Consider the following 22,936-nt stretch of genomic DNA (forward strand, 5'->3'; position numbering starts at 1 on the left):
GCTTATTTCGACTCCTTTGCTTTGTAAATTTCATATTGCTCTTTTAAGTTATAAGGCATTTCTTCGTACATGATTTCCATCAAGTCCGTTACCTTTTGTTTTGGATATTTATCAGCTTTTTGAATGCCTTCTTTAATATCTTCTTTTGCTTGTTCAATTGTTTTGTTTTCTTCTTCTTCGTTCCAGATTCCTTTGTCTTCTAGGAATTTACGGAAACGTACCAATGGATCTTTAGCTTCCCACTCATTTTCAGTTTCTTTTGTACGGTAACGAGTTGGATCATCTCCAGCCATTGTGTGTGGGCCGTAACGGAATGTTAACGTCTCAATTAATGTTGGACCTTCTCCGTTTACTGCACGATCACGAGCATCACGAACGGCTGCATAAACAGCAAGTGGATCCATACCATCAACTTGAACACCTACGATACCAGCTGCAACTGCTTTTTGTGCAATAGTTTGAGCAGCAGATTGTTTTTCAACTGGAGTAGAAATCGCATAACGGTTGTTTTGAACAACGAAAATTGCAGGAGCTTTGTATGCACCAGCAAAGTTAATTCCTTCGTAGAAGTCTCCTTGAGAAGCTCCACCATCACCAGTGTAAGTAATTGCTACCGCTTCTTTACCTTTCTTTTTAAGGCCAAGTGCAACACCAGCAGTTTGAATGTACTGAGCACCAATAATGATTTGTGGTGATAATGCGTTAACACCTTCAGGCATTTGGTTACCATGGAAGTGACCACGTGAGAATAAGAATGCTTGGTATAATGGAAGACCATGCCAAACAATTTGAGGAACATCACGATATCCAGGTAAAATCCAATCTTCTTTTTCTAATGCATACTGAGATGCAATTTGAGAAGCCTCTTGACCGGCAGTTGGTGCATAGAAACCTAAGCGACCTTGACGGTTTAAAGAAATAGAGCGTTGATCAAGGATACGAGTGTAAACCATGCGACGCATAAGCTCTTTTAATTGATCATCACTTAGATCAGGCATTGCCGCTTCATTAACGACCTTACCCTCTTCATTTAAAATTTGGAATGTTTCGAACTGCTTAGAAATAGCTTCAAACTGTTTTTTACTGTCAACAACAGCGCCTTTTGTTTTTGCAGCCATCTTATAACCTCTTCCTTTCCTTTTTAAGAGTGTTTTGTTCAACAAATTTCGCAAGCTACTTACATGTAACTAACACAATAGTGAACATTTTAATATTTAGTAAGAGAATTCCAATATACACAGCATTAGGTTACCCTAAATTGTAGTGGATGACACAATTTTTTTAAAATCGAATCTACTTACTTTTATACCACTCATACGATCATGTTAGCGACCACTATGTATGGTTTTATCTAGTCGCTGTACTAGTAATTGTTTATAAAAGACTAATACAACTTCTTTCATTCATTATTCAGTTTACACTACAATTTTTATATTCGTCAATTAGTTTGTATCAGGTTTCTTTTCATTCTATAAAAGTATTTTCAAAACAAAAACCTACATCTGTATTAATACAAAAATATATACTGTTTCATTGTTTATGATACAGTTTCTTCAAATTTGAAACACTTTTAGTTAAACCCTTTCATTTCTAAGGATGTTGCATTCCCTTTCTATGGTAGATTCCCTTTTGACAAATAGGTTTCCCACAGACATGTTATTTTTTAGATGGTATTGATGGGAAGACTACTAGTATTGCTCTACCATATTTAAGCCTTATCTTAAGTTGCTATTTTTATGTGAGTAAATATAACCTTTACCAATAAGCGTGGGATTGACCTAACTTTCTTGCTTACCATGGTATTACATGTGAATGATGACTAGATAGTGTAAAGAGCATGTAAAAAGAACCTATCCTTAAGATAGATTCTTCTGCACACTGTCTATTCAGCTTCTTTTACATTTAAACCAGCTATTTGATAAAAATCTGTTTTTAATTGATTATATTCCTCGGTATAGCCGTTAAATATTTCATTTTCATTCATAACCTTTTCATACGAGTCATTGATTTTAGAGATTTGTTCCTCTAATTCTTCCATCGTTAACTCTTCATTTTGAAGCATTTCATACAATTCTTTATCTAATTTAATGGATGTAGAATAGTGATTATATAATGTCTCATACGAATCATAGCGATTTTCCATTGTCGTTTGCAAATTTTCAAGGATTTCCAAAGTATCCTCATCTTCTATTTTTTCCATTTCTAAGGTTATTCCTTTGAATTCCTCCTTAGAAGCCATGATACTCTCATTTTCAACCTGCATTTTCTCTTCACGTTCGTCTATCATTTCAAGAGCTTGGTTTGATAATGATACAACTTGATCAAACTCTTTCATTCCTAAATCCATAATCTGATTAAAAAGTTCATTTTCCTCTTTTTCAAGAGCAAGTAATGGTTCCTGCTGCTCTTGAAATGACTCCTCTAAAGAAACAACTTTTTCTAATTTTTGATAAATCGTTTCTTCAGGACTAGGTCCCAAGCATCCAACTAAGATGACAAGCAATAAAGTTGTAAGTATACTTACGTTCATAAGCTTTTTCATAACTGTTCCCCCTATAAATCAACACAATTCTTACTATAAGTGGTTCAACAAATTAATACAATGCTTCTTCTTTGTTTTTAATAAATTTTGGAAAAATGCCTAGATACTTTACTAGTATATTAGCTTGTCTACAAATTAGACCTAATACTAAGAGGATTTTCTTTGTTCTGGGCGAATGACTATACACAATTTCATTAATTACATACAGTGTACTAAACGTCAAAAGGCGTTAAGAACATTAGGAGGTTGTTAAATATGCATAATTACTATGGTTGTGGTTGTGACAGTTATGGGTATGGATACGGAGCACCAACAGGATATGGAAACAGCTTTGCTTTGATTGTTGTTTTATTTATTCTATTAATTATCGTTGGTGCAGCTTATTTAGGTTGCTAATTGTTTAACTAATTAAAACTTTAAACTATCACCTAGGCTTACCTCCATTGCATCTTTGGATGACTGGGGGTTTGTCCTTTTCTCTTATATCCAGAGAGGTTCAATACTACATTTCACTTTTTCACCATTTTTAACAGCTCACTACTCTCCCACTCTCAAAATAGACAAGCTTCACTTTTCGTTTCAGAGATCTTGCATTATAATCTTATATATCCAAGAAGCTTTTTAACCTTTTTTGTACATAGCTTCCTCCCCTTTTTTAAAAGAAATTACGTAAAGGGTCAATTCAATAATAATGGCTATATTCTTATATTTTGTTGATTTTGGAGAGGATCATCGTTTATCCTTTGCACCTATTTAGTTATCAGCAAACCTATGGATAAGCGGTGAGCTTCTGTGAATCTCTCCTTTTCTTCTAACTACTGTTCTCTCACATGTCTCGGAATAGTCAATATAAAGAAGCTTTTCAAATAAAACGTTAGAAAAATAGCCAGGATAAAAGACGAAGGAGTGTAACAACATGATTACAATGAATGATATTATTAGAGAAGGTCACCCTACTCTACGTAAAGTAGCTGAAGAAGTACCAATACCAGCATCGGAAGAGGATAAGAAGACTCTCCAGGATATGCTTGATTATGTGAAAAATAGCCAAAATCCTGATATTGCTGAAAAATATGGGTTAAGACCTGGAATTGGTATAGCAGCTCCACAAATAAATGTTAGCAAGAGAATGCTTGCTATTTATGTAAAAGATGAAAAAGGAGAGCAGCATAGTTACGCATTGTTTAATCCTAAAATTGTCAGTCACTCTATTGAAGGAAGTTATTTATCATCAGGAGAAGGCTGCTTATCTGTTGATAGGGCTGTTCCAGGAATTGTTCCAAGATATGCTCGCATTAGAGTAAAAGCAACGAATGTAGATGGAGAAAAAATTGATATAAGATTAAGAGGATTACTCGCTATTGTATTTCAACATGAGATTGATCATTTAAATGGGGTAATGTTTTATGATCATATAAATGAAGAAAATCCATATCAAGAGCCTGAGAACGCGATAGCCGTTGATCGTTAAGAATAAGATAAACACACTTTTCCAAAAAGACAGAAGCCACAAAATCCTATGTGGCTTCTGAATTAACAATACAATAGAAGGAGACTTATTAAAAACATTTGTTAATATATGATGAGAACCTATATATTCACAATAATCCTAGCTGTTTTACTGCAAATAAAATTCCATCTTCATCGACTGGCTTCGTAACGAAATTGGCAAGATCTTTTAATTGATTAACTGCATTGCCCATTGCCACACCTGTCCCCACATATTCGATCATTTCTAGATCATTTAGGCCATCACCAAAAGCATATATGTTTTCCTTTTTGATACCTAACCGCATAGCTAATTGTTTAATTCCCTCAGCTTTAGATCCTCCGACTGGAAGAATGTCCGTAGACACTTTATGCCATCGAATAAATCGCAAGTCTTCGTACCGTTTGTATCGTTCTTCTATTCCGTCTTCACAAAATAAAAGTGTTTGAAAGATATCTTTTTCAAGATAATAATCACGATTTTTTAAAGGATGCGAAAATTTTAAACTTCCCATACTTTGCTCTATATAGGGGTGGATACCTGTTGTAGCCATCATATCTTCCTCACTAAGAAAAACTAACGGATGTTTTTCTTTATCTGCATACGTCAATAAGCTTGCAAGTGTATCCTTGTTTAAGGGATTTTCATAAATAACTTCCCCTTCAAAAACAACATACTGGCCATTAAAACTTACATAAGAGTGAATATCTAATTCTTCTCGTAAATCTTCAAACATAAATGGAGCGCGACCAGTTGCTATCGCTACATGATGACCTTTTTCCTTCAATTTTCCAATGGCTACTCTAGTTGAATCTGGTATTTCTTTGTCATGATTTAGAATTGTTCCATCAATATCAAAGAAAATTACTTTGTTGCTCATATTACAACTCCTTATTGTTTATCCGACTTTTGTTGTTATCTGTATACTTTTTCGTCTCTTTACAGTACTTAAATAAACACCTGAAAATACAAATAGTAAACCACTTATCATATTAGCTGAGATGTTTTCGCTGAGTAATAAATACCCCCATAGCATAGCGGTAATTGGTACGATATATGTAACTAATGAGGCAAATTCCGCCCCGCCTTCTTTTACCATATAATAATAAAAAAGATAAGCAATCCCAGAACCAAAAACACCTAACCCAATTAATGAATACACAATATCTATTGAAGAAATTCCTACGAATCCTTTTTCACTGCTTAACATAATAAAAAAACTAAGCAATGTAGAAATAGATAGTGTCAGCAATGAAACAATAATGATAGGAACGTTCTTTAAATATTTCCTTGCAAGCTGAGCACCAATTCCATAACATAACGTAGCAAATAACATTGTCCCTGCACCAATAAAGTTTTCTCCAATTAAACCCATAACATTTAAGTTTAATAGCAAGATGATGCCTACAAACCCCATTAATACACCGATCCATTGTTTTATATTACTTGAGACATGAAAAAATAAAACGCCGATGACAATGGTCCAAATAGGAGTCGTAGCATTAATAACGGAAGCAAAGCTGCTTGATATTTTCATTTCACTCATTGCAATAAATCCAAAAGGAAGAGTATTATTAAATATTGCAACAAAAAGTAATGCTATCCAAGGGATTTTTTCTGACTTAACCTTTGCTACTTCCTTCCTTTTAAAAAGCAAAAGTATGACAATCAATGTTAGTGCCCCAAATAAACATCTCCAAAACACAACACCCCATGGGCCTAATTCCTCTACTAACATTTTTATAAATAAAAATGATGTCCCCCATATCATACTCAAAGTAAATAATGAACCGTATAATTTTTTCAAAGAAGCCCCTCCCGTATGATGTACACATAAATTCAAGCTAAGTGAAAAGCACATATTTGTCAATTGCAAATCCATAAATTCCCTAGAGTAATCATGTAATTCTTGTGAGTTTCTACATATACTACTTGTGAGAACCAAAATGGCCGGAAACTAAAATAAAGGAGGAAATAATTAATATGTTAAAAAAACTCAAAAAGTCAATTAGAAAGCAATTAAAACATTTTGTAAAACGGAAAACAATTGCGTAATATCTCAAGATTTAACTAGATAAGTGGTTTATAAAGCTCGTTTAAAGTGAAATTTGTACTGTAAGAAGTCTTAAACATTTTTTATTAAGTCCTTATAATGAAAAACACACGTAGTCAAGTTCACTTTTCATTCCCGAATATTGAACAGATTTCCTTCCAGACTTGGCTTGTTTGCAAATATCGAATATAATAGAAAAAGCTAGTCTAACATACGGTAGTTAAGGAGAGATTTGGTAAATGATTTTCAAAGTATATTTTCAAGAAAATAAAATAGAGGTTCCTGTTCGCGAAAGAACAAACACTCTATATATTGAGGCAACAACTGAAGGGGAAGTTCGCGCAAAATTAAAAGACCGCCCTTATAATATTGAATTTGTTTCTCCTGTAGAAGGAGCTTATTTAGAATATGAGAAGCAAAGTGAAAACTATAAAGTATTGGAGATTTGATGGGTATGAAATTTGTAAAAAATGACCAAGTAGCTGTTTTCGCCTTAGGCGGACTTGGTGAAATTGGTAAAAACACGTACGGAGTTCAATTCCAGGATGAAATCGTCTTAATCGATGCAGGTATTAAATTTCCTGAAGACGAGTTATTAGGAATCGACTATGTTATTCCTGATTACTCCTATTTAGTAAAAAATGAAGATAAGATAAAAGGTTTATTTATTACGCACGGACATGAAGACCATATCGGTGGGATACCTTACTTACTTCGCCAAGTGAACATTCCTATTTATGGTGGTAAGCTAGCACTTGGACTTCTTAGAAATAAATTAGAAGAGCACGGTCTTTTAAGACAAACAAAGTTAATTGAGATTCAAGAGGATGACATTATTAAATTTAGAAAAACTTCCGTCACCTTCTTCAGAACAACTCATAGTATCCCAGATTCTTACGGGATTGTTGTAAAGACTCCTCCAGGAAACATTGTACATACTGGAGACTTTAAATTCGACTTTACTCCAGTTGGAGAGCCTGCAAACTTAACTAAGATGGCTGAAATCGGACGTGATGGAGTATTATGCTTACTTTCAGATAGTACAAATAGTGAAATTCCAAATTTCACAATGTCTGAAAGACGTGTTGGCGATAGTATACATGAGATCTTCCGTAAAGTTGACGGACGTATTATTTTCGCAACATTTGCTTCTAATATACATCGTCTTCAACAAGTTGTTGAGGCAGCTGTTACACACGGTCGTAAGATTGCCGTTTTCGGGAGAAGTATGGAAGCAGCAATAAACATTGGACAAGAGTTAGGTTATATTAGCTGTCCAAAAGATACATTTGTTGACGCACATGAAATAAATAGAATGCCAGCTCACAGAGTAACAATCCTGTGTACAGGTAGCCAAGGAGAACCTATGGCTGCTTTATCACGCATTGCAAACGGGACTCATAGACAAATTCAAATAATTCCTGGTGATAACGTTGTATTCTCTTCATCACCAATCCCTGGTAATACGCTGAGTGTAAGTAAAACGATTAATCAGCTTTTCCGCGCTGGTGCAGAAGTTATCCATGGTACTTTAAGCGATATCCACACGTCTGGACATGGTGGACAAGAAGAACAGAAGCTAATGCTTCGCTTAATGAAGCCTAAATACTTCATGCCGATACATGGTGAATACCGTATGCAGAAAATGCATGCTAGACACGCCGTAGATTGTGGTGTTGAAGAAGAAAACTGCTTCATTATGGATAATGGAGAAGTTTTAGCAATTGGTGATAAAGAAGTCGGTGTTGCTGGAAAAATCCCTTCAGGCTCTGTGTATATTGATGGAAGTGGAATCGGTGACATTGGCAATATCGTGTTACGCGACCGTCGAATTCTATCAGAAGAAGGTCTCGTTATTGTTGTTGTTAGTATCAACATGAAAGACTTTAAAATATCTGCAGGTCCAGATATTATCTCTAGGGGATTTGTTTATATGCGTGAATCAGGAGATTTAATTAATGATGCTCAGTCTCTTATTTCTAAACATTTAAACAAAATCATGGAACGTCGTACAAGCCAGTGGTCTGAAATCAAGAATGAAATCACAGATACATTAGCACCGTTCCTATATGAAAAAACAAAACGTCGTCCAATGATCTTACCGATCATTATGGAGGTATAAGAAAAAAGAGTGGTCATGGGACCACTCTTTTTGTATTTAGAAACTTTGCGACAAGTACAATCAACCTAATAATCTTTTTTCAAATCGAGAAATATCTGTATCTGCTCCTATGACGATAAGGATATCATTTTTCTTAATAATTTCGTTTGCTTGAGGAGAAACTATGATATCCTTATCACGTTTCATTGCAACAATATTAATCCCATAAAGTGCCCTAATATCTAAATCAATAATAGAATTCCCATCAAGACGATCATTTGCTACAATCTCTACAATACTATGTTCATCTGAAAGCTCAAGATAGTCTAATACATTATTTGAGATAATATTATGAGCAATTCTTCTCCCCATATCACGTTCTGGATGAACAATTTGGTCCGCTCCTATTTTAGAGAGTACCTTCTCATGGTAATCATTCTGAGCCTTAACAGTAATATGTTTAACACCCAATTCTTTTAACATTAATGTTGTTAAAATACTTGCTTGTATATTATCCCCTATCGCAACAATCACATGATCAAAATTACGAATACCTAGGCTTTTTAATACCGTTTCATCTGTAGTATCACCAACTACAGCATGAGATGCTACGTTTGCAAATTCATTTACCTTATCTTCATCAGTATCGATAGCCATAACCTCCATGCCTTCTTCACTAAGAGCACGGCAAATACTACCTCCAAACCGTCCAAGTCCAATGACTGCAAATTCCTTTTTCATATATAATCCTCCACTTAGTAGTACTGTCAAAGTAGTAGACAGCAGCTACTATTTAAAATATCTTTTAGTAACAATGTGCCAAGTTAAAGATTTTTTCCTTCTTCTACATGTATCATACGCATCACTCCATTTAATTCGTTCTGAATATGATATATAGACATAAACACTTGTAGATAATTAGGAAACTTTCTAAAAAAATCGTACCACACCTCCTCCCCTTTTCACAGTCATATCATTAAAATTATCACGAATTTCAAAAAACCGAGATATGTTTTTACCTTCCCCCCTTCTCCTTACGAGGAAAAATTGAGAGGTAAAACAGAATGCAGGATGTGATGTCCAGATTATGTTAAACTAGAACTAAGGAAAATAATGGAGGTCACTATGAGAAAATTTCAACAGGTTTTTATCCCTTATATTGTTGGTCTCCTTGGTGGGTACATTTTTTATTTGTTTCATTTTCCCATACCATGGATTTTAGGACCTATGTTTTTGCTTATCATGTGGAAAAATTTCGCTCCATTACATGGTACATATAATCAACCTACATACTTAAAAAACGTATCGTTTATAATTTTAGGTATCACTTTTGGATTATCCTTTACCGCAGATACATTTAGATTAATTGGACCATATGCAATACCTTTCTTATTTTTTACAATCCTACTTATATGTTTAAGTATTATAAATGGTCTTTTCATTAGTAAGTTCGTTAATATAGATAAAGCTACAAGTATTTTCGCATCTGTTCCTGGAGGACTAACAGAAATGGTCATCGCTAGTGAGTCTGTTCAGGCAAATACATCACTCGTGACTATTTTTCAAACAGTAAGACTTCTAACCGTCGTTTTTCTTGTCCCATTTTCTGTCTTACACCTTTTAGATGGGCATGAAACTCCAAGCCTGATGCTGGAAACATCCTTTAATGCTCCCTTTCTTTCTTACGCATGGTTTATTCTTGCTGGATTCGTTGGCTATATAGTACGTGCAAAGCTACCTGCTGCTTACGTCATTGGTCCTTTGTTAACAATTGCCTTATTAAATATACTCGGTGTACCATTACCGCAATTTCATCCTGGATTTATTATCTTTGCCCAACTATCAATAGGTGTTAGTTTTGGCTTAATGATTTCCATAAGAGATTTAATTACTGGGGGAAAATATTGCTTACTTTACTTTCTAACCACCATGATTTTAATCATATCTAGCTTTGGTGTTGGGTATTTATTCTCAGTATTTACAGATATCAATTTGGCAACTGCCATATTATCTTTTGCTCCAGGGGGATTAGTTGAAATGGTCTTAACAGCTACTTCAGTAGGTGCAGATCCGTCAGTCGTTAGTGCCCTTCAATTCATTAGGCTACTTTTCATCATTACCATTGTTCCGAGTGTACTTACATTCTTATTAAAACCGGCCATAGACCAAAAGCTCAACACTTCTTAAATTAGCTACAAACTTTAAGAAAGAGGCTGAGACATAAGTGGTTTTAGTTAATGAGAAACCCGAACGGATCAGGTGATTTTTCAATGAAAATCTCCTATATCGTTCGGGTTTGATTCTTTATCACTACATGTATTGTTTATGCATACGATTGGTAATCGCTAGTGTAATGGAGCGAAAAGACACTTTGCTCTAGCAGGAGGTAGAGGAAAGGGGGAGACCCCACAGGCGTAGCCGATGAGGCTAAAGATTCCTCCCTAGGAAAAAGCAGTTCATTTTTCCCTGCGGAAAGCAAGTGGATGCAGCGGAATGAACGTACTTGTTCTTTCACCACAACATATTGATAAGGAACAACGTGTCAAAGGTTAATCGTTCGTCTTTTAAAAAAATGATTGAGTTTTGACCCAACTTCTTTTCTACACCTCTACTTTCATCTTACTAATAACAGCTTTAATTTGAAAATAGCTTATTTCCTGAGGAAGAGCCTCTTTTATTGGCTTCAGCAGTTCAGTTTCTAGTGATATCACTTGTTCTTTAATTAATCTTTCTTCTTCCTTAGTAACAATTTTCGTCCAGTCAACTTCTTCTCCTTCTTCAATCGACCTAACGATATGGTTTTGAACAGTAATTTCGGATAAGCCTCTTTCTTCACTAATAGACGAAATCGAGTTTCCATCTCGGTACATTTGAAAAGTGTGAAGATGACTTGATGTTTTTTCTTGAGTTATTGGCTTAATCGTAGTTTGACTCTTTTCTGTGTCTAGCTCATCTTCTCGTTCAACTTTAAGAAAGTCACAAACCACGGCTATAAATGCTTCTCCGTAGCGTTCTAGCTTTGTTTGCGCTACCCCTTTAACAGATAAAAATTCAGTTGTATTCTTTGGACAAACTAAACTCATATCTTTTAAGCTACTATCAGAAAAAATAATGTATGGTGGAACTTTAAGCTCTTGTGCAAGCTCTCTTCTTGTTTGCTTAAGCTTTTCAAATAATTCATCATTTCCTTCAATGGCTTTAATTGTAAATTGTTGCTTTTTATATACAGCTTGTTTTTCTACTAGTACTAATAGAGCCTTTTGTGTCAATTCTAATACAGGATATCTAGAGCTAGTCATTGCTAAAAATCCTTCCGCAACTAAAAAATCTATGAATTCAACAATTTGTTTTTCTGTTTTATTCTTCATTAATCCATAGGTTGATAATGTATGGAACTTAAATTGCGCTATTTTCTTATTGTTTGATCCCTTCAACACTTGTGCAACAAGTGTTTTCCCAAATTTTTCGTTCATTCTTTTTACACAGGACAAGACCATTAGCGTTTCTTTTGTTACATCAATTCTCTCGCTTGTATCCCTACAGTTTACACATTTCCCGCAAGCTGAGCTTGGATTTTCTTCACCAAAATATTCAACGATATACGACTGTATGCATTTTTCAGTGTGACATAAGTCAACCATTTGCTGTAACTTGTGAAACTCATGCATTTTTTTATCGAGACTTAAAGCAGTTTGCTCAATTAAAAATTTCTGAAGCTGAATATCTTGTCCAGCGAATAGAATGGTACATTCACTTGGTTCACCATCTCTCCCTGCACGCCCAGCCTCTTGATAATACGCTTCAATATTTTTAGGTAGATTGTAATGAATAACAAACCGTATATTAGACTTATTAATTCCCATTCCAAAAGCGTTTGTGGCTACCATAATTGAAAATTCATCATAGAGAAACTTTTCTTGTTGATCGGCTCTTTCCTCTTCTTTTAAACCAGCATGATACTTACCAGCTGAAATACCCGTTTTATTTAAAAATTGACATAATTCATCTACTTCTTTTCTTGTTGAAGCATAAATAATTCCAGACTGATCTGAATTTGTTTTGACATATCGTTTAATAAAATCTCGTTTATTTTCACCTTTTACTACGTTAAAAGTAAGGTTATCTCGACTAAATCCAGTAACAAACGTATTTTCTTCATTTATAGACAAAAGTGTGCAAATATCGGTGGTAACTTCCTTTGTGGCTGTAGCAGTTAATGCTACCACAATTGGGGGTTCGGGTAAGTCATGGATGAATGTGTTAATAGATCTGTAGCTTGGTCTAAAATCATGACCCCATTGTGAAATACAGTGTGCTTCATCAATTGCTATCATTGAAATAGGAAGTGAGTAGAGCATTTCACGAAATGAATAGGCCTCTAATCTTTCAGGAGCAATATAAAGAATCTTATATTCTCCTTCTTCTATACGAATCATCCTCTCTCTTAATTCAGATACTGATAAACTACTATTTATATACGTAGAAGAAATACCTACGTTGTCTAATGCATCCACTTGGTCTTTCATAAGAGAAATTAACGGAGAAATCACGATCGTAAGTCCATCAAGGATCATTGCAGGAACTTGATAACAGATTGACTTACCACCGCCTGTAGGCATAATTGCTAACGTATCGTTTCCAGTTAAAATACTTTCAATGATTTCTGCTTGTCCTTTACGAAAAGAAGAATATCCAAAATATTTCTGGAGAAGTTCTTCAGCCTTATTTAACATATTTTCACCAACTTTTATTCAATATACTATCTAGTAGTATAACATGTAATCGACAAATCGTACTTTTTAAAGAAATGGGTTTTATTTGACTAAAATGAGAAAATATAAATCGCCTTAAAGAAGGCTCACCAATTCACTTTAGCCAAAATATTTATCCTTTAAAGAACTTTACTATTGCTTAATCCACATGACTTTTTAAGCTTAAAACAACAAAAAAGCTATTCCTCCCATTATTAGAAGAAATAGCTTTTTTCATTCTTACTTATGAATCCAAACAGCCCCTGCAGAATTATCTTTCGCTTCTCCAATGACTTCAATTTTTAATCCAAGCTCAGGAATATTTCTTCCCGCATCTGGAATCTCACTATTAATATATGATACTGAGTCATCAAATTTTCGATTTCCCTTTGATTTTAGGAAATCATATAATCCCCTAGTAGGTGAATCTACTGTAAAACCTGGTGTTTTATCGTATGAGAATGCAGCATCAGCAATTTGGTAGCGAGTGCTTTGATTTACTGTTTGCTTTCCGTTAAGAGTTCCAATTACAGCTTCTGGATGTGAATCAACTACACCAAGGAAGCCATCTCCTGGATGAACTCCTACCCAGTTATCTGTATAGCTTTCATCCGCATACCAAACAACTAATCCTGTATTATAAACTGCTCCACGAGAATAAGCTAAGGCTTTATCAGATCCCGCGTAGTTTCTCCATTCTAAGTAATAATGATTTTTCGCTTTAGAGTATCCATTAGAAACGACAAATCCATCTAATGTAACTTTCGCATTTCCTTCCGCATCATCAGAGAAAATCACTTTATCATCTGCAGTTACTGATAAGTTGTCAATTGCAAATCCATTAGGTGCAAGACCTCCATCAGTCACATATTCAAATGATAGCTTTACTTTTTCCCCAGCGAATTGACTTAAATCATACGTAAGATCATTCCATTTACCAAGTGTTGTTTCATAACCGCCTTGAGTATTTTCATCACCAATCACATCAATTTGGACTGGCTCTTGACCGTCTACAATGGCATTAATGTACACATAGTCATAATCAGTTTCAACTTCATAAAAAGCTTTCGCATTAAATGTAGCTTTAGATGCATTTGTTAAATCAAATACAGGTGTTTCTAATACAGTGTGAAGGTCGTCACCCTTTGTACTGTAGTAATATGTTTTACCGAATTCAGGTAAAATACCTTCAACTTCTTTTTCAGGTAAGTTGATCTTTATAATTCCAGGGTTCTTTGATTTTGTTACACTTTGGTCAAGATAGGAAGCCGTACCTAACTTAGTAATATCTTCATAATCAACTTCTAAGATATTTGCCCAGTTTCCTCCCATCATTGCTTGGAAAAACTCTTTGTTTTGTGGAGAAAAACTTGTAGGCTCTGTTCCAGCCACTTTTCCGTTCCAGCTACCACCACTCATAATTGACCAAGAAGCAACTGGTTCACCTTGTCCAGTATACTGAGTATCATACTCATCTGGTAATCCTAAATCATGTCCAAATTCATGAGCAAACACACCAACTGCTCCATCCTCTGGTTGAATTGTATAATCAAAAGCAGCGATATTTCCACCCCAATAATCAACGTCCGCTTGCGTTCCTTGGACAGGGTATACGCCATCTAGTGTCCAACGGTGTGACCAGATCGCATCATCACCAAGAGCACCACCACCAGCTTCTTGACCAGTACCTGCATGAATAATCATAAGATGATCTACTAATCCATCTGGTTCGTTTTGGTTTCCATCACCATCTAAATCATATAAATCAAAGTCATCGTATTCTGATAAGTCCATTCCTGATGCTACTGCTGCATTTAATGAATCTTTAACAAGATCACGTGGTCCTTTTGGTGATAGGTTATCATGCCCGCCAGCCGGATTATCATCACCATACTCTTTTGCAGTTCCCGGAACCGTTAACCATTGAGAAACAGTACCATCGACAGTATAGCTACCGCCAGATTGCTCTTCATAGTACTGCTTAAATGTCTTAACTTTTTCTCCATTAAAAAGTTTAAATTCTTTATCTCCAAACATTAAGTCTTCATAATGCTTTTGATTAAAGTCATTTGAGTACATGTACCCTTCTTCTTGGATGACATTATTATGTTTAAAGTCCTCAAATTCAACCAATAAAACTAAGACCTTATCTGTTCGGACACTACCATTATATTTCGTATCCTTTGCTTTTTGCACATTAACATAACCATCTTTTTTACTGTTTTTGAATAGCTTATTATGCTTTTCTAATTGTTTAGACAATTTATCTTTTTGCTTTTTTAGAAATTCTCTTGATTTTTCATCTATCAATTCCTCAGAATCACTATGGTCATGGGAATCATGACCTTCTTTATTTCCGTCTTTTTTCTCAACATACTCTTTCACAGCTGCTTTCAGTTGCTCTGCACTAGCATTTTTAGAAACAACACCTTTGTCTATTAATGATTCAGCAAGACGTTCTTCTGGTACCGTATTCCAATCAATTGGTGCAGACTCTTCAATTGTAGTTGTAGCAGCTTGTACACTTTGCGTGCCTGGTAAGTATGTACTAAACAATAGACCTCCTGCTACAACAGTACTTGCCGTAACCTGTATTGCTTTTTTGAGACGCTTCTTTTTTGCCATACTTCTTCGTAATTTCCTCAACGAAACTCCCCCTCTATATTTTTTAGTTCTACGTCCTTCTCGTTACATTTATATAACCGAATAAAGAGCTAAACCTACAGAAAAATAATCAATCTATTTTTCTATAAGTCTAAATAGAACCTATATACTTATTATAATTTTTATCTAAATATAATAAATAGTCCGAAAATTCTATTTTAGAAAAATTATACTGTTACTTTTTACCTATTTATTTCTATTTCCGAAATAAATAGATAAAATCCTAGATAATTCAATACTTATGTAAGCTACTATTACAATGAAATAGAAAAAAATCTTAAAAATTCACAAATTTTCGCAAGGAAAAATATTATCGCTTTAAAGCTTTTAATGACAAAAGACTCTTTTCTACTAAAATAACTAAATTAAAAAAATTACGATTTGATTACATTGTTATTACCACCTACAAAAATCAACATAAACTAACAAATTCTATAAAAAAGAGAGAAGAAATGAGGTATTTTATGTTTAACACAACTGAAATTGGGATTGATTTGGGTACAGCCAATATCCTTGTCTATACAAAAAATAAAGGAATTATATTAAATGAACCCTCTGTCGTAGCAATTGACACATCAACTCGTAAAGTATTGGCAGTGGGAACAGATGCAAAAAGAATGATCGGAAAAACGCCTGGGCAAATTGTTGCCGTTCGTCCCTTAAAGGATGGAGTTATTGCAGACTATGATATGACAACAGATATGCTAAAGCATATTATGAAGAAAGCATCTCGAAAGCTAGGTATGTCAATTCGAAAACCTACTGTCGTAGTATGCACACCTTCTGGAGCAACTTCTGTTGAAAGAAGGGCCATCCAAGACGCTATCAAAAGCTCAGGAGCAAAACAAGTCCACCTTATTGAAGAACCAGTGGCTGCTGCCATTGGGGCTGACTTACCTGTAGAAGAACCGACTGCAAATGTAGTGGTTGACATCGGTGGTGGAACAACTGAAGTAGCGATTATTTCCTTTGGCGGTGTTGTTACTTGTCATTCAATACGGATAGGAGGAGATCAATTAGACGAAGACATCATCCAATATATCCGCAAAAATTATAATTTATTAATTGGCGAGAGAACCGCAGAAGAAATGAAAATAGAGATTGGACATGCTCTCGTTTCTCATGATGAAAAAAAGATGGAAATTAGAGGAAGAGATTTAGTCACCGGATTACCTAAAACCATCACTGTATCTTCCTTTGAAATGCAAGATGCCATGAGAGAATCATTCTTGCATATATTAGAAGCAATTCGCTCCACTTTAGAGGATTGTCCTCCTGAGCTCAGTGGTGATATCGTGGATCGTGGGGTCATCTTAACTGGTGGAGGAGCATTAATTAATGGGCTACAAGAATGGGTTAGTGAAGAAATGATCGTTCCTGTCCATATAGCTCCAAATCCGTTAGAATCCGTTGCAATCGGAACTGGCAAGTCACTATCTGTCATTAATAAACTATTAAAGGCAGCAAAATAATAGATCGTCGTATGATTAAAGACGAATGAACTTTATCCAGTCAGATCTAACGCATGTACTAGGATTATAGCTCATCCTAAAAGTTAACACCTGAATAAAAGCGTAAGTATTGAAGAGGGTGACTCAAAAGGTTGTTAAATAACGACCTTTTGAGCACCCTTTCTTTCTGAAGTAATCGGTGTTTCTTTCAGCTTTTCTTCTAGCCCCGCGGAAGGGGCGGACTTTTCCTCTTCTTCAAGGATTTTCTCAATTTGTAAAGCGAGTTGACGATATTGGTCACCTAAACTTTTTTCGTATTTGTCTGTCGCTTTTCTCTAAACAAATGTATATTGATTTGCGTTAGCTTCTATCTTAGTCCCATCAACAAAATAGTGCTCCAGCTTTACCAATCCTTTTTCACGTAGTAACTCTACAATTGAAAAGAAGACTTGATAGATAATGTCTTTCATACGATCAGATCGAAACCGATTGATCGTTCGAAAATCAGGAGTTTGACTACCCGATTTTTTTGTTGTTTAATTATTCTTTAAAAAAGACTGTTTTCGTAGGGGTTTTGCTTCTATGAATACAATTTTAGATCGATAGTGGAATGGAGCGTAAGACACTTGACTCCTGCGGGAAGTGAGGAAAGCAAGTGACTGGAGCGCAATGGAACGTCCCGGTTTTTACGTTAACTGAATTAAAAGGATAAAAGTATGAAAAGAGGCTAACCCAAGGTCTAAAATCTAGACTTTTGGGTCAGCCTCTTCTTTTTTGTGTAAGAAATTATAAAATACATCGATTGTGGATACGTGCTTCGACATTAAGCTCAGTGCCTAGTCCCTGCGAGGTCATTAGACTATTAGAATAGAAGGCAAAGAACACCTTATATTCTAAATCTATCTTCTTATCGCTTGACTGAATAAGGCCCCCTTTAGCTTTTGTACTTATTTCTACTTATGTGAATGTTAGTTTTTCCTACAAAATTTTCGCACGCTAAGTTGCAGGATTATTAGTGTGAAGAATGAATATTTATCGCACATATATGGTAATGAGCCTATGAATAATGATTTTTCAAACTACTAGTCACTCTAAAAACCAGGAACAGTCATTACAGACGATTCATATACTACACTTTACAAAAAGTTTACATAAAATTGTTGCATCATTTTAAATCTTTACGAATAAATTAAGTTTGGCTTTGATAGTTATGATTATAAAGATACTTAGTTGGGATTTTGATGATTTTAACTGAGATGTTCCTTACTTACCAAGTAAATAAAACTAGGTAAAAGCAAAACCCGTTTGAATAATGTGGAAAAAATGAAACTTTTTAGGTTACTCAAACGTCATATTAATAGGAAAACATTGGAGGTTACTTTGTGAAGGACTTAAGTAGAAGAATGATCATTAGTTTAACGTTAGCAATAATTATCATGGGAGGGATGAGTGTTTCATTAGCGAATATGCCACAAAGTCCGGGAGATCATAACGAAATTGTTCAAGTACAAGGTGAATAAAGCATGACGTTATAGGAGGATCTAAAAAGAAATGCAATATAACAAGTCTACATTTTATCAATTTATTCCGTTTATCTTTCCCATTTTAGCACTTGTCATTATTTTCACAGGATTAACTGAATCGTACACAATTCCTTTGTTTGTTATCATTTTACTACTTGGCTTTGTTTATTCCTTTCTTGCTTTCTTTTCCAAAAAAGGATTGATAGGATCCATAATTAATATGTATGTGACTGCTCTCCTAATGTTTGGTAGTGCCATTTTTTACTTAGTAGCGGTAACAAGTAGTGTATAGTAAAGACCCTTTAACGCTTGTAGATACATAAGAGGCTGGGACAGAAGTGCCTGGCACCTTATCGTAACGACTATATGTACGCACTGATTTATCTAGTGCACACAATAGATTGTATCGGAGGGTGCCTGGCTCTTTGTTTTGTCCCAGCCTCTTTTTCATGTTCCCTTCTAATAAATCACGTACATCTTCGCTCGTTTAAATTAATCAGCAAATGCTCTATCACCAAGTATCTTCATTGTAATATCATCTGAGGGTGGATTGTGCAAGCCTGCTCTCACATCACGATAATGCCTTTGTAAGGCATTTGATTGGAATAAGCTTTGCCCACCAACTATTCTCATTGCAAGATCTACTACTTCAACAGCTGTATTTGTAACAAGTGTTTTAGCAATCGCTAAATCATATGCTAACGTCTGTCTTTCCAAAGGGTGTTGATCCCATTTCTCTGCTGTAGAATAAAGAAATGTCCTCGCGGTTGATAATTTCAAATCCATTTCAGCCACTTTCCTTCTCACTTCCGGAACCTCTTTAATAGGATGTGGCAAACTAGTAGGCTGATATGTTTTTGCAAAGGTAACTGCTTCGTTCCTTGCAGCAATTGCGATACCTATATAACAAGCAGGGATATGCAATAACCAACCTTGCGCACTCGGCTTTTCCTTCTTCACTCTTTTATCTACTAATGCAGCTAAAGGAACTTCCACTTGTTCCAAAATAAGGTCGTCACTCCTCGTTCCTCTCATCCCCACGGTATCCCATGTTTCCTCAATACGTAAACCAACTGATTCTCTAGGAATAAGAAATTCTCCGATTTCACCTGTTTCTTCAATTGTAGCTGGAACAATGAAATAATCTAGAACAGGAGCCAATGAGGTGAAAATTTTCTTACCGCTAATGATCCATTTAGCATCAGCTTTTACCGCATTAGTTTCTGGTTTCCCCCCTCTAGCAGGACTTCCGGAATTAGGCTCTGTTGCGGCACTATTGATCAATATATGCTGGTCAACAACTTCTTTACAAATTTCTTTAAATGTATCTTTTTTCCATTTATTTGTTTCTCTTAGGTGCATGATTAAACCTAGATGCCAGCCTAAAGATAAAGCTGTGGGTGCATCACCTTGGGCAATCTTTTCTTGAACTAATAAGAAGTCATACAATGATGCTCCATACCCTCCATATTCTTTAGGGACGGTAAGTTTAAAATAGCCTTTATCTTTCAATTGATCAAAGTTTTCAAAAGGAAAGCTAGCTTCTTTATCATAAGACTCTGCTCTTAGAGAGAAATCCTTTATCAGCTCTTCTGTTTTGTTTAACCATTTTCTTTGAATCTCACTCTTTATGAATTGATTATCTATACTATTCACATCATCACCTCATTCCTTCTTATTGTATATCCTTTTCTTTCACTCAGGAAAGTATTTTGCCCTATTAACGCATACTCTTTTCTTTCTCTTATATATTTTGCTAAAATAAAAGAGCCTGTCATTTACATGAAACTATAGAAGATACAAACTTTTAATTCATGTCATTTCATCTATAATAAGACATACAAGGAGGAAAAGATGAATAACTTTCAATCAAATTTGGAGAAATACGCTGAGCTCGCTGTCCGTGTAGGCGTAAATATCCAACCAAATCAAAATTTAACCGTAAATGCTTCAATTGAAGTCGCTGATTTTGTAAGACTTGTTGTAAAAAAAGCATATGAAGCAGGAGCACGTAATGTATATGTAGAGTGGAGTGACGAAAGCATCACTCGAACACGTTTTGAGCTAGCAAATGATGAAGCTCTAAATGATTATCCTGAATGGAAAGCTCGAGGCCTTGAAACGCTTGCTGAAAATGATGGAGCATTTATGTCAATTATTTCATCTAGTCCTGATTTATTAAGTGGGTTAGATCCAAAAAGAATTGCACTTGCAACAAAGGCTGCAGGTAAAGCTCTTACAACATATCGTAATTATTTACAAGCAGATAAAGCAAGCTGGACAGTGATTGCCGCAGCATCTAAGGACTGGGCTGCTAAGGTATTTCCTGAAGAATCTCCTGAAAATCAAGTACATAAACTATGGGATGCTATCTTTGAAACGACTAGAATTAATGAGGCCGATCCTGTTGAAGCCTGGAAACTACATAATGATAATCTCCATAAAAAAGTCGAATACCTTAACAATAAAAGATACAGTAAACTTCACTACACAGCAACAGGCACAGATCTAACAATTGAACTTCATCCAACACATACATGGGTTGGTGCTGGTAGTGAAAATGAAAAAGGAAACATGTTTATGGCAAATATGCCGACAGAAGAAGTCTTCACTGTCCCCTTAAAAAATGGTGTGAATGGAGTCGTTCAAAGTACTAAACCACTTAGCTACAGTGGGAACCTTATTGATAACTTTTCAATAACATTTGAACATGGGAAGATTGTTTCCTTCTCAGCCGAATCAGGTGAAGAGGTCCTGAAACAACTTATTGATACTGATGAAGGTTCAAAATTTTTAGGTGAGATTGCTCTAGTTGCACACGATTCTCCAATTTCACAATCTGGCATTTTATTCTATAACACTTTGTTCGATGAAAATGCCTCAAATCATCTAGCAATAGGAAACGGATATGCCTTCTGCGTAGAAGGTGGGAAAAAAATGTCTCGTGAAGAGCTAGAACAAGTAGGTGTGAATTCAAGTATAACTCATGTTGATTTTATGATGGGCTCAGCAGAAATGGACATTGATGGTATATTAGAAGATGGTACAAGAGAAGCCATTTTCCGTAAAGGGACTTGGGCTTTTTAAGTAAGAACGTATACCTTAACAGAGGATAAATCATTACATGTTTATGATTTATCCTCTTCTTGTATTTAGCCATGTGGTATGATTATTTCACTAGACTGTTATTTTCTACACCTCCTCCTATATACTTAGTTTTATAGAATGTTTGTAGAAGCATAACAAGAATAAACAATGTTAAGAGGATGGAAAAACATATGAAAAAAGTGGAAGTTTATATATTATCCGGCTTTTTAGGAGCTGGTAAAACCTCATTATTACAAAATATTCTCAGGCAAGAAAAAGATAACAATCGAAAAGTTGCTGTCATTATGAATGAGCTAGGTGAAATCTCAATTGATTCAGATGCAGTTCCTGGCGAAACTCCTTTAAAGGAACTGTTAAATGGATGTGTATGTTGTACCATTCAAGGGCAACTAGAAGTACAACTGGATAATATGCTTCGTGAGTATGATTTAGATGCGATATACATTGAAACAACAGGTGTAGCTCATCCAATTGAAGTACTAGATTCATGTTTGTCTCCACTGTTCGCAGAAAAATTAGACGTGAGAGCGATCATTACCATTATTGATGCAAAACGATGGCAAGATCGTTCTAGCCTAAGTATCCAATTGCGTAAACTACTTATTGAGCAAGTCCAACATGCTGATGTTCTATTATTAAATAAAGTAGATTCTTTAACAGAAGGTGAAAAAGCAGCAGTTGTTTCAGAAATTCAAGCCATTAATCAAGATGGGAAATTAGTAATGACCGAATTTGCAAACGTGTCACTAAGCATCGTTCAACCCAGTGCACGGCTTGAAAAGAAAAAACACGAAGAAGCACATGTACACAACCATTTAAATTTAAGAACGTACGTTCACACTTTCTCAAATCCCGTGCATCTAGAGAGCTTCGAAGAATTTCTAAAAGGAATGCCCGATTCTATCTACCGTATTAAAGGCTATATTCGCTTTACAGATACCCAGGAGAGCTTTTTATTTCAATACTCCTATGGAATGCCACTCTATATGAAGGAGCCCTTAAAACGCACGCAAACACTTGTATTCATTGGAGAAAAACTAGATCGAGCTTACTTAAAGGAAGAGCTAGATCGTTTAGAGTTAAGATGAGGCTGGGACATAAGTGGTTTTAGTTAATGAGAAACCCGAACGATCAGGTGAATTTCAATGGAAATCTCCCCTATCGTTCGGGTTTTATTCTTTGTCACTACATGTATTGTTTATGCATGCGATTGGTAATCGCTAATGTAATGGAGCGAAAAGACACTTGACTCCG

The 22,936-nt window shown here is 35.3% G+C and carries 18 protein-coding genes and 1 pseudogene; 10 read left to right on the forward strand and 9 right to left on the reverse strand.

Annotated features, from left to right (window positions below; genetic code table 11):
• Positions 1-2: 2 nt before the first annotated feature.
• Positions 3-1,118: a pyruvate dehydrogenase (acetyl-transferring) E1 component subunit alpha gene (gene pdhA, locus A9C19_RS12230; protein ID WP_072580207.1), complete on the reverse strand. Its 1,116-nt coding sequence runs from the start codon at positions 1,116-1,118 to the stop codon at positions 3-5.
• Positions 1,119-1,882: 764 nt separating this feature from the next.
• Complete coding sequence (locus A9C19_RS12235; RefSeq protein WP_072580208.1) at positions 1,883-2,542, reverse strand: YkyA family protein; 660 nt, start codon at positions 2,540-2,542, stop codon at positions 1,883-1,885.
• A 255-nt stretch (positions 2,543-2,797) separates the two neighbouring features.
• Between A9C19_RS12235 and A9C19_RS12240 the strand changes: the two genes are divergently transcribed.
• Both A9C19_RS12240 and def read left to right on the forward strand, forming a co-directional pair.
• The gene (locus A9C19_RS12240) at positions 2,798-2,938 is read left to right on the forward strand and encodes a YjcZ family sporulation protein (protein WP_072580209.1); all 141 of its coding nucleotides are present in this window, start codon (positions 2,798-2,800) and stop codon (positions 2,936-2,938) included.
• Between the two features lie 520 nt (positions 2,939-3,458).
• Positions 3,459-4,013 carry a peptide deformylase gene (gene def / locus A9C19_RS12245; protein WP_072580210.1) on the forward strand — a complete coding sequence of 185 codons (555 nt, stop codon included), beginning with the start codon at positions 3,459-3,461 and terminating at the stop codon, positions 4,011-4,013.
• A gap of 127 nt (positions 4,014-4,140) precedes the next feature.
• Here the strand turns inward: def and A9C19_RS12250 are convergent, their stop codons facing one another.
• Positions 4,141-4,911: a Cof-type HAD-IIB family hydrolase gene (locus tag A9C19_RS12250; RefSeq protein WP_072580211.1), complete on the reverse strand. Its 771-nt coding sequence runs from the start codon at positions 4,909-4,911 to the stop codon at positions 4,141-4,143.
• Between the two features lie 18 nt (positions 4,912-4,929).
• Entirely contained in the window at positions 4,930-5,838 is a 909-nt protein-coding gene (locus A9C19_RS12255; RefSeq protein WP_233499168.1) for a DMT family transporter, read from the reverse strand.
• Between the two features lie 485 nt (positions 5,839-6,323).
• Here A9C19_RS12255 and A9C19_RS12260 point away from each other — a divergent pair, with 485 nt between their 5' ends.
• Both A9C19_RS12260 and rnjA read left to right on the forward strand, forming a co-directional pair.
• Positions 6,324-6,533 carry a DNA-dependent RNA polymerase subunit epsilon gene (locus tag A9C19_RS12260; RefSeq protein WP_072580212.1) on the forward strand — a complete coding sequence of 70 codons (210 nt, stop codon included), beginning with the start codon at positions 6,324-6,326 and terminating at the stop codon, positions 6,531-6,533.
• A 5-nt stretch (positions 6,534-6,538) separates the two neighbouring features.
• Positions 6,539-8,206 (forward strand): ribonuclease J1, encoded by a 1,668-nt coding sequence (gene rnjA / locus A9C19_RS12265; RefSeq protein ID WP_072581869.1) that lies wholly within the window; start codon positions 6,539-6,541, stop codon positions 8,204-8,206.
• Positions 8,207-8,266: 60 nt separating this feature from the next.
• Here rnjA and A9C19_RS12270 read toward each other — a convergent pair whose 3' ends face one another.
• Entirely contained in the window at positions 8,267-8,926 is a 660-nt protein-coding gene (locus tag A9C19_RS12270) for a potassium channel family protein (RefSeq protein WP_072580213.1), read from the reverse strand.
• Between the two features lie 384 nt (positions 8,927-9,310).
• On the opposite strand from A9C19_RS12270, the gene A9C19_RS12275 reads away from it, so the two are divergent.
• Positions 9,311-10,372, forward strand: a complete 1,062-nt coding sequence (locus A9C19_RS12275) for an AbrB family transcriptional regulator (protein WP_072580214.1) — start codon at positions 9,311-9,313, stop codon at positions 10,370-10,372.
• 413 nt (positions 10,373-10,785) lie between these two features.
• Here the strand turns inward: A9C19_RS12275 and recQ are convergent, their stop codons facing one another.
• Positions 10,786-12,918: a DNA helicase RecQ gene (gene recQ / locus A9C19_RS12280; RefSeq protein WP_072580215.1), complete on the reverse strand. Its 2,133-nt coding sequence runs from the start codon at positions 12,916-12,918 to the stop codon at positions 10,786-10,788.
• A 258-nt stretch (positions 12,919-13,176) separates the two neighbouring features.
• Positions 13,177-15,561, reverse strand: coding sequence for an immune inhibitor A domain-containing protein (locus tag A9C19_RS12285; protein WP_072581870.1), 2,385 nt, complete (start codon positions 15,559-15,561; stop codon positions 13,177-13,179).
• A gap of 503 nt (positions 15,562-16,064) precedes the next feature.
• Between A9C19_RS12285 and mreBH the strand changes: the two genes are divergently transcribed.
• Positions 16,065-17,072: a rod-share determining protein MreBH gene (gene mreBH, locus A9C19_RS12290; RefSeq protein WP_072580216.1), complete on the forward strand. Its 1,008-nt coding sequence runs from the start codon at positions 16,065-16,067 to the stop codon at positions 17,070-17,072.
• 317 nt (positions 17,073-17,389) lie between these two features.
• Here the strand turns inward: mreBH and A9C19_RS22265 are convergent.
• Positions 17,390-17,560: pseudogene (locus A9C19_RS22265) on the reverse strand (transposase); the annotation flags it as partial.
• A gap of 873 nt (positions 17,561-18,433) precedes the next feature.
• Here A9C19_RS22265 and A9C19_RS21775 point away from each other — a divergent pair.
• Both A9C19_RS21775 and A9C19_RS12295 read left to right on the forward strand, forming a co-directional pair.
• A complete protein-coding gene (locus tag A9C19_RS21775; RefSeq protein WP_099092766.1) occupies positions 18,434-18,571 on the forward strand; it encodes a protein YkpC in 138 nt (45 codons plus the stop codon).
• Positions 18,572-18,602: 31 nt separating this feature from the next.
• Entirely contained in the window at positions 18,603-18,866 is a 264-nt protein-coding gene (locus A9C19_RS12295) for a hypothetical protein (protein WP_072580217.1), read from the forward strand.
• Between the two features lie 200 nt (positions 18,867-19,066).
• On the opposite strand, the gene A9C19_RS12300 is transcribed toward A9C19_RS12295, so the two are convergent.
• Positions 19,067-20,230 (reverse strand): acyl-CoA dehydrogenase family protein, encoded by a 1,164-nt coding sequence (locus A9C19_RS12300; RefSeq protein WP_072580218.1) that lies wholly within the window; start codon positions 20,228-20,230, stop codon positions 19,067-19,069.
• A gap of 198 nt (positions 20,231-20,428) precedes the next feature.
• On the opposite strand from A9C19_RS12300, the gene A9C19_RS12305 reads away from it, so the two are divergent.
• Together A9C19_RS12305 and A9C19_RS12310 are read left to right on the forward strand one after the other, a co-directional pair.
• A complete protein-coding gene (locus A9C19_RS12305; protein ID WP_072580219.1) occupies positions 20,429-21,661 on the forward strand; it encodes an aminopeptidase in 1,233 nt (410 codons plus the stop codon).
• 191 nt (positions 21,662-21,852) lie between these two features.
• Positions 21,853-22,770, forward strand: coding sequence for a CobW family GTP-binding protein (locus A9C19_RS12310; protein ID WP_072580220.1), 918 nt, complete (start codon positions 21,853-21,855; stop codon positions 22,768-22,770).
• Positions 22,771-22,936 lie beyond the last annotated feature (166 nt).

The sequence above is a fragment of the Bacillus weihaiensis genome (assembly GCF_001889165.1).
Lineage (GTDB): Bacteria > Bacillota > Bacilli > Bacillales > Bacillaceae > Metabacillus > Metabacillus weihaiensis.

Coding starts and splice junctions, on each gene's coding strand:
- pdhA (WP_072580207.1), bottom strand. CDS start 1,118: ATGGCTGCAAAAACAAAAGGCGCTGTTGTTGACAGTAAAAAACAGTTT.
- A9C19_RS12235 (WP_072580208.1), bottom strand. CDS start 2,542: ATGAAAAAGCTTATGAACGTAAGTATACTTACAACTTTATTGCTTGTC.
- A9C19_RS12240 (WP_072580209.1), top strand. CDS start 2,798: ATGCATAATTACTATGGTTGTGGTTGTGACAGTTATGGGTATGGATAC.
- def (WP_072580210.1), top strand. CDS start 3,459: ATGATTACAATGAATGATATTATTAGAGAAGGTCACCCTACTCTACGT.
- A9C19_RS12250 (WP_072580211.1), bottom strand. CDS start 4,911: ATGAGCAACAAAGTAATTTTCTTTGATATTGATGGAACAATTCTAAAT.
- A9C19_RS12260 (WP_072580212.1), top strand. CDS start 6,324: ATGATTTTCAAAGTATATTTTCAAGAAAATAAAATAGAGGTTCCTGTT.
- rnjA (WP_072581869.1), top strand. CDS start 6,539: ATGAAATTTGTAAAAAATGACCAAGTAGCTGTTTTCGCCTTAGGCGGA.
- A9C19_RS12270 (WP_072580213.1), bottom strand. CDS start 8,926: ATGAAAAAGGAATTTGCAGTCATTGGACTTGGACGGTTTGGAGGTAGT.
- A9C19_RS12275 (WP_072580214.1), top strand. CDS start 9,311: ATGAGAAAATTTCAACAGGTTTTTATCCCTTATATTGTTGGTCTCCTT.
- recQ (WP_072580215.1), bottom strand. CDS start 12,918: ATGTTAAATAAGGCTGAAGAACTTCTCCAGAAATATTTTGGATATTCT.
- A9C19_RS12285 (WP_072581870.1), bottom strand. CDS start 15,561: ATGGCAAAAAAGAAGCGTCTCAAAAAAGCAATACAGGTTACGGCAAGT.
- mreBH (WP_072580216.1), top strand. CDS start 16,065: ATGTTTAACACAACTGAAATTGGGATTGATTTGGGTACAGCCAATATC.
- A9C19_RS12295 (WP_072580217.1), top strand. CDS start 18,603: ATGCAATATAACAAGTCTACATTTTATCAATTTATTCCGTTTATCTTT.
- A9C19_RS12305 (WP_072580219.1), top strand. CDS start 20,429: ATGAATAACTTTCAATCAAATTTGGAGAAATACGCTGAGCTCGCTGTC.
- A9C19_RS12310 (WP_072580220.1), top strand. CDS start 21,853: ATGAAAAAAGTGGAAGTTTATATATTATCCGGCTTTTTAGGAGCTGGT.